This window comes from Terrabacter sp. P5_B1 (assembly GCF_056400505.1).
The window spans coordinates 1-5,701 of record NZ_JBFULD010000275.1 but is presented as its reverse complement, the minus strand read 5'-3'; the positions used below and the strand labels follow the sequence as shown (position 1 = coordinate 5,701).

6 protein-coding genes and 1 pseudogene are annotated in these 5,701 nt (G+C 71.9%); 1 reads left to right on the top strand and 6 read right to left on the bottom strand.

Annotation, left to right across the window (positions count from 1 at the left end; genetic code table 11):
• The 3 genes and pseudogenes from AC1DP0_RS17015 to AC1DP0_RS17005 form a co-directional block, all read right to left on the bottom strand.
• Window positions 1–1,251 (bottom strand): annotated as a pseudogene (locus AC1DP0_RS17015) (hypothetical protein); the annotation flags it as partial.
• Window positions 1,248–1,748: a SigE family RNA polymerase sigma factor gene (locus AC1DP0_RS17010; protein ID WP_478086549.1), complete on the bottom strand. Its 501-nt coding sequence runs from the start codon at window positions 1,746–1,748 to the stop codon at window positions 1,248–1,250. The gene AC1DP0_RS17010 and the pseudogene AC1DP0_RS17015, both read right to left, overlap by 4 nt.
• Window positions 1,749–1,834: 86 nt before the next feature.
• Window positions 1,835–2,710 carry an alpha/beta fold hydrolase gene (locus AC1DP0_RS17005; RefSeq protein ID WP_478086546.1) on the bottom strand — a complete coding sequence of 292 codons (876 nt, stop codon included), beginning with the start codon at window positions 2,708–2,710 and terminating at the stop codon, window positions 1,835–1,837.
• 148 nt (window positions 2,711–2,858) lie between these two features.
• Here AC1DP0_RS17005 and AC1DP0_RS17000 point away from each other — a divergent pair, with 148 nt between their 5' ends.
• Window positions 2,859–3,185 (top strand): DUF952 domain-containing protein, encoded by a 327-nt coding sequence (locus AC1DP0_RS17000; protein WP_478086541.1) that lies wholly within the window; start codon window positions 2,859–2,861, stop codon window positions 3,183–3,185.
• A 182-nt stretch (window positions 3,186–3,367) separates the two neighbouring features.
• Here AC1DP0_RS17000 and arfB read toward each other — a convergent pair whose 3' ends face one another.
• The 3 genes from arfB to AC1DP0_RS16985 form a co-directional block, all read right to left on the bottom strand.
• The gene (arfB, locus tag AC1DP0_RS16995; RefSeq protein WP_478086539.1) at window positions 3,368–3,823 is read right to left on the bottom strand and encodes an alternative ribosome rescue aminoacyl-tRNA hydrolase ArfB; all 456 of its coding nucleotides are present in this window, start codon (window positions 3,821–3,823) and stop codon (window positions 3,368–3,370) included.
• A 201-nt stretch (window positions 3,824–4,024) separates the two neighbouring features.
• Window positions 4,025–4,801, bottom strand: a complete 777-nt coding sequence (locus tag AC1DP0_RS16990) for an SDR family NAD(P)-dependent oxidoreductase (protein WP_478086537.1) — start codon at window positions 4,799–4,801, stop codon at window positions 4,025–4,027.
• Window positions 4,802–4,824: 23 nt separating this feature from the next.
• Window positions 4,825–5,701 (bottom strand): acyl-CoA dehydrogenase family protein (locus AC1DP0_RS16985; RefSeq protein WP_478086533.1); only part of this gene is annotated, 877 nt, incomplete at its 5' end.

Here is a 5,701-nt window from a genome sequence, read left to right as displayed (position 1 = left end):
CCCGCCCCGGCCCTGCAGCGTGACCTCGGGCTGGACGTCGGTGCAGGCGAGGGCGAGCGAGCAGTGCTGGAGAGCGTTCCTCGTGGCCGGGGACACCGGCTTAGAGGTGTTGCGCGAGATGACGAAGGTCGACTCGTCGTCGTCGAGGTGCCAGGTCCAGCCGGAGACGACCGCGTCGCCGGTCCCGCCGAGGACGACGGTTCCGTCGCTGACCCGGACCACGCCCGCGCTGAACCAGAACCCGCCGTCGACGTAGTCGGAGCCGACCAGGTAGGTGCCCCTGCTGGAGAAGGCGGTCGGCATGAACAGCGTCGGGTTCTCACCGGGACCGCACTTCTGGATGATCGTGGGGGCGGTCGGCCGTCTCAGGTCGACGACGGCCCAGCATGCCTCGTCCTGCGCGTCGGTGGTCACCATCCACCCCAGTGCTGCCCGGGTGCCGTCCGGTGAGACAGCGACGAGGTGGGCCGGCAGCCCTCTCGTGGCGCCGGTCGTGAAGTCCCAGGCAAGGGAACCCTCCGACGGGCCGCCGTTGAGGTAGGCGGTCCCGGCGACGATCGCGCCGACCTCGCGCGTGTCCCGACGCTGGCCGACCACCGTGCCGTCCGGCGCGTAGACCACGAGGGTGTTGCCCGTGCCGTCCTTGGCCAGCACGCGCGTGCCGTCGGGCGACACGGCATACATGCCCGACGCGCCCAGGGCGCGGACCGTGCGACCGGCCGGGGAGAGGAGCTCCATCTCGCTCTGGGACGCGCCGGTCGAGAGGTGGGACTGGAGGACGAAGCCACCGTTCGCGAGGACGGCGAGGCTCTCGACGACGGTGCCCTTCTCGAGGTGGAGCACGGTGGTGCCGAAACGGATCGTGTCGTCGAGGGCGTACGCGTCGGCCCGGGTGGCGAGCGACGAGGGGGGCGCCGTCGGTGCAGTCGTCGAGGGGAGGTCGGTCGGCGAGGCGGCCGTCGTGGTCGGCGCGGTGGTCGGTACGGAGCCGGTGGGGGAGGGGAGCGAGGCCGTCGCCGTGGGGAGGGCCGGAACTGGCGGCGTGCTGCCGCGGGTCGTCGACCACAGGACCGGCACGCCGACAGCGACGGCCGCCACGGCCGCAGCGGCGACGAGCACGCGGGCGCGCTGGTCGCGGCGGCGCCTCGCGACGGCCACGGGCGCGAAGTCCCCGGACACCTCGACGCCCGCTGCACGCTGCCGGAGCAGGGCCTGCAGCTCCATCTCGTTCTCGCGGTCGGTCGTGGTCACGGCGTGACCTCCTTCATGCTGCGGCGCAGGGAGCTGAGCGCCCGGCTCGTGTGGCTCTTGACGGTGCCGACCGAGACACCGAGGACCTCGGCGGTCTGGGCCTCGGTGAGGTCCTCGTAGTAGCGCAGCACCACGGCGGCCCGCTGTTGCGGGGCGAGGGAGCGCACGTGCGCCCAGAGCTCGCTGTCGTGCGGGGTCGCTGGGGTCGCCGCCGGGTCCAGGACGCGGATCAGCTCGCTGTCCGTGCGCTCACGGTGGCGCCAGGCGCGGCGCCACCACGTGGTGTGCTCGTTGACCATGACCTTGCGGACGTAGGCGTCCGGTGACTGGACCGTGCTGATGTGGTCCCACCTGGCATAGACCTTGGCGAGCGAGGACTGGAGCAGGTCCTGGGCGCTGTGGGGGTCGCCGGTCAGCAGGTACGCGAAGCGCGCGAGGGAGCCCTGACGCGCTCGCACGTAGGCCGAGAAGTCGGCCTCGCGCTCGGTGTCCCCCATGGTCGTCCCCTGTCTGAGAGGTCTCTACCCACCCTCGACGCGGCGAGGTCGCTGGGACGTTGTCATCACGGGCGATCTTCCTCGGCTCAACGGTGGATGAAGCCCTCGAGGACGCTCGCGAAGCGGTCCGGCTGCTCGAGGTGGGGGAAGTGGCCGGCGCCCTCGAAGAGCACGACCTCCGCCCCGGGAAAGACCTCGTGAGCCCGCTCCGCGTGACCCACGGGGATCATCCGGTCCCGGGTGCCCCAGATGACGAGGGTCCGGATCGGTTCTCCCGCAGTCAGGCGCCCGAGCGCGTTGACCGTCTGGCCTCCGGGGTCGATGACGCCGCGCGTCGTGGCGAGGAACGCGCGCCGGCTCTCGGCGTCCGAGAGCGAGGTGAAGCCCTTCCAGGCCGCCGACGCGTCCGGGCTCGGGCGCCACCCGAGCCCGCGGACGGCGCGCCCCACGGTCTCGACGCGCTCGCGGACCCAGCTCGACGCGATGACCGGCAGGACGAGCTCGGCGCCGGGGAGCGTGGCGGAGCGCAGCAGCGGACTGACGGAGCGCCCGAGGCCACCGGTCGAGACGAGGACGAGAGCCTCGACCCGCTGGGGGAAGAGGTAGCAGAACTGCATGGCGATGCCTCCACCCAGCGAGTGGCCGACGAGCGTGACGCGGCCGATGCCGAGCCGGTCGATGAGGTCGCGCAGGATCGCGGCGTGCGAGCCGAGCGAGTAGTCACCGACGGGCTTCGCGGAGGCGCCGTGGCCGAAGAGGTCCGGGATGAGGACCCGGTGGTCCGTGTCGAGCCGGTCGACGAGGTGGGTCCAGTTCTCGTGGGAGCCCAGCAGCCCGTGGATGAAGAGGATGGCCGACCCCTGGCCGGTGTCGACGTAGGACAGGTCGTTCCCGGCCAGGTTGACGACGCTCGGTGGGTAGCGCAGCTCGGCGTCCTCGCGCGGTTCCTGCGTCGTGGTCATGCTCCCTGCCCTCCCAAGGATGCGTGCGCGGCCCGAACGAGCGGGCCGCTGCGGTCCACACCACCAGCGTGCCTCTCCGCGGGGACAGTGGGAGGGTCTTTAGACGCACCTCACCGACACCGTCCCCTGATTGGTAGCGTCGCAGGCCATGATCTACCACCTCGCCGAGCAGGCGCACTGGCGGCAGGCGCTCCGCGACGGCACCTACACCCGGTCGACCCGTGGGCGCTCGCTCGCCGACGAGGGCTTCATCCACGCCTCGTCGGCGGAGCAGTGGCCCGTCGTCCGGTCCCGCTTCTATGCCGACGTCGCCGAGCCGCTCGTGCTCCTGCACATCGACGAGTCGCGTCTTGGCTCACCCGTGGTGCACGAGGTCGGCGACCCGGCCACCGGCGAGACGTTCCCTCACGTCTACGGCCCCATCGAGGTGGGTGCCGTCGTCGACACGACGGTCTTGGCGCCGCCGCACGGCTGACCGATGGCTGGAGCCGGCGCTCAGCGCCGGAATGCTCCCCCGCCTTCCCTCTCCTTCACCGTCGAAAGGCCACGTGCTGTCGCCTCCGGCGCGTCGAATGGCCACCTGTTGCCGCCTCCGGCGCGTCGAATGGCCACCTGTTGCCGCCTCCTGCTCGTCGAGAGGCCACGTGTGGGCCCCGGTCACTCGGGCTGGACGCGGCCCCGACCCGACTTGACCTGCGAGCGGCGCTTCTTGCCCTCCACCCGGCGCCGCTGTGATCCCCGCGTCGGCTTCGACGCACGGCGGGGCGGCGGTGGGGGAGCGAGTCCCTCACGCAGCAGGTCGGCGAGCCGATCCCTGGCGGCGGCCCGGTTGCGCAGCTGCGACCGCTGCTCGGAGGCGACGATGGTGATCCGACCGCCGACGAGCCTTGCGCCGAGAGCGGTGACGAGACGCTCGCGCTGGTTCGGCGTCAGCGCGGTCGAGGTGCCCGGGTCGTAGACCAGCTCGACCCGGCTGTCCGTCGTGTTGACGCCCTGACCACCGGGGCCGGATGACCGGCTGAACCGCTCGACGAGCTCGGTGGCGGGGATGACGAGGCCGTGCCGCAGACCGGGACCGGCCGCGATCACGAGGTCACCGCCGGGCTCGTTCACCCCTTCATTGTGCCCATGTCCACCGGGGTTCCACTCTTGGCCCGTCGAGAACTGCGCACTCGACGTGGGCGTGGGAAACTGTGCACTCGACTGTTGCGTGTTGGGCACTCGACGATGGGCGTGGGGAAACTGCGCACTCGACCGTCGAGTGCACAGTTCCCGACCGGGCGGGACCGAAGCAGGCCCCGCCCGGCCGCGGGCTCAGCGAGGCGGCATACGCAGGGCGCCGTCGAGGCGGATGACCTCGCCGTTGAGCATCGGGTTGTCGACGATGTGACGCACGAGGTTGGCGTACTCCTCTGGGCGGCCGAGCCGCGAGGGGTGCGGCACCTGCTTCTCGAGCACCTCCTTGACCTCGCCCGGAAGGCCGGCGAGCATCGGCGTCTCGAACGTGCCGGGTGCGACGGTCATGACGCGGATCGCCTTGTCGGCCAAGTCTCGTGCGGCTGACAGCGTGAGGCCGACGATGCCGCCCTTGCTCGCGGCGTAGGCGGCCTGGCCGATCTGGCCGTCGAAGGCGGCGATGCTGGCGGTGTTGACGATGACACCGCGGTCACCGTCGACGGGCTCGTTGTCGAGCATCGCGGCGGCGGCGAGGCGCAGGACGTTGAACGAGCCCACGAGGTTGATGTCGACGACCGTCTTGAACGTGTCGAGCGCGAGCGGGCCACCACGGCCGATGACGCGACCGGGCGTGGCGACGCCGGCGCAGTTGACGGCGATGCGCAGCTCGCCGAGCTCGCTCGCGCGGTCGACCGCAGCCTGCACCTGAGCCTCGTCGCGGACGTCGGCGGCCACGAAGACAGCACTGCCCGCGCGCTGGGCGTTGAGCTCGTCGACGAGCCCCGGGGCGGCCGACCCCTCGAGGTCGATGATGACGACGGTCGCGCCGTCGGCGACGAGGCGGCGCGCGGTGGCGCCTCCGAGGCCGGAGCCGCCACCGGTGACGATGGCGACGGTGGACGAGCTGAGCTGCATGGCGGGCCTTTCGGGCGTCGGGGTCAGCGGGCGAGGAGCTGGCGCGAGATGACGAGTCGCTGGATCTGGTTGGTGCCCTCGAAGATCTGGGTCACCTTCGCCTCACGCATGTAGCGCTCGAGCGGGAAGTCCTCGGTGTAGCCGGCGCCCCCGAGCACCTGGACGGCGTCGGTGGTCACCCTCATCGCGGCGTCCGTCGCGACGAGCTTGGCGACGGCGGCCTCCTTGCTGAATCCGCGACCAGCGTCCTTGAGTCGCGCGGCGTGCAGGTAGGTGGCGCGGGCCGAGGTGACAGCGGCCTCCATGTCGGCGAGCAGGAATGCGAGCCCCTGGAAGTCGCCGATGCGCCGACCGAACTGCTGACGCTCGGTCGCGTAATCCGCTGCCGCGGCGAGGGCTGCCTGCGCGAGTCCCGTTGCGGCAGCCGCGATCCCGAGGCGCCCGGCGTCGAGCGCCGACAGGGCCATGTGCATGCCCTGGCCCTCCTGCCCGACGAGACGGGCGCCGTCGACGGGCACCGCGTCGAACATGACCTGCGCGACGGGGTCGCAGTGCAGGCCCATCTTCTTCTCGGGCTCGGCGAAGGTCAGGCCCGGGGCATCACCCGGCACGATGAACGTCGACAGGCCCTTGCCGCCGGCGTCGGACGTGCGCGCGAAGGTCGTGTAGTAGTCGGCGTGGCCGGCGTGCGAGATCCAGGCCTTGGTGCCTTTGAGCGACCATCCGTCGCCGGTGCGCGTGGCCCGCGTCGTCATCGAGGCGATGTCGGAGCCGGCGAGCGGTTCGGACAGGCAGTAGGCGCCGACCTGCTCGCCCGAGAGCATCCCCGGCAGCAGGGCCTCCTGCTGGTCGCGGCTGCCGAACGTCGCCACCGGGTATGCCGTGAGGCTGTGCACGCTG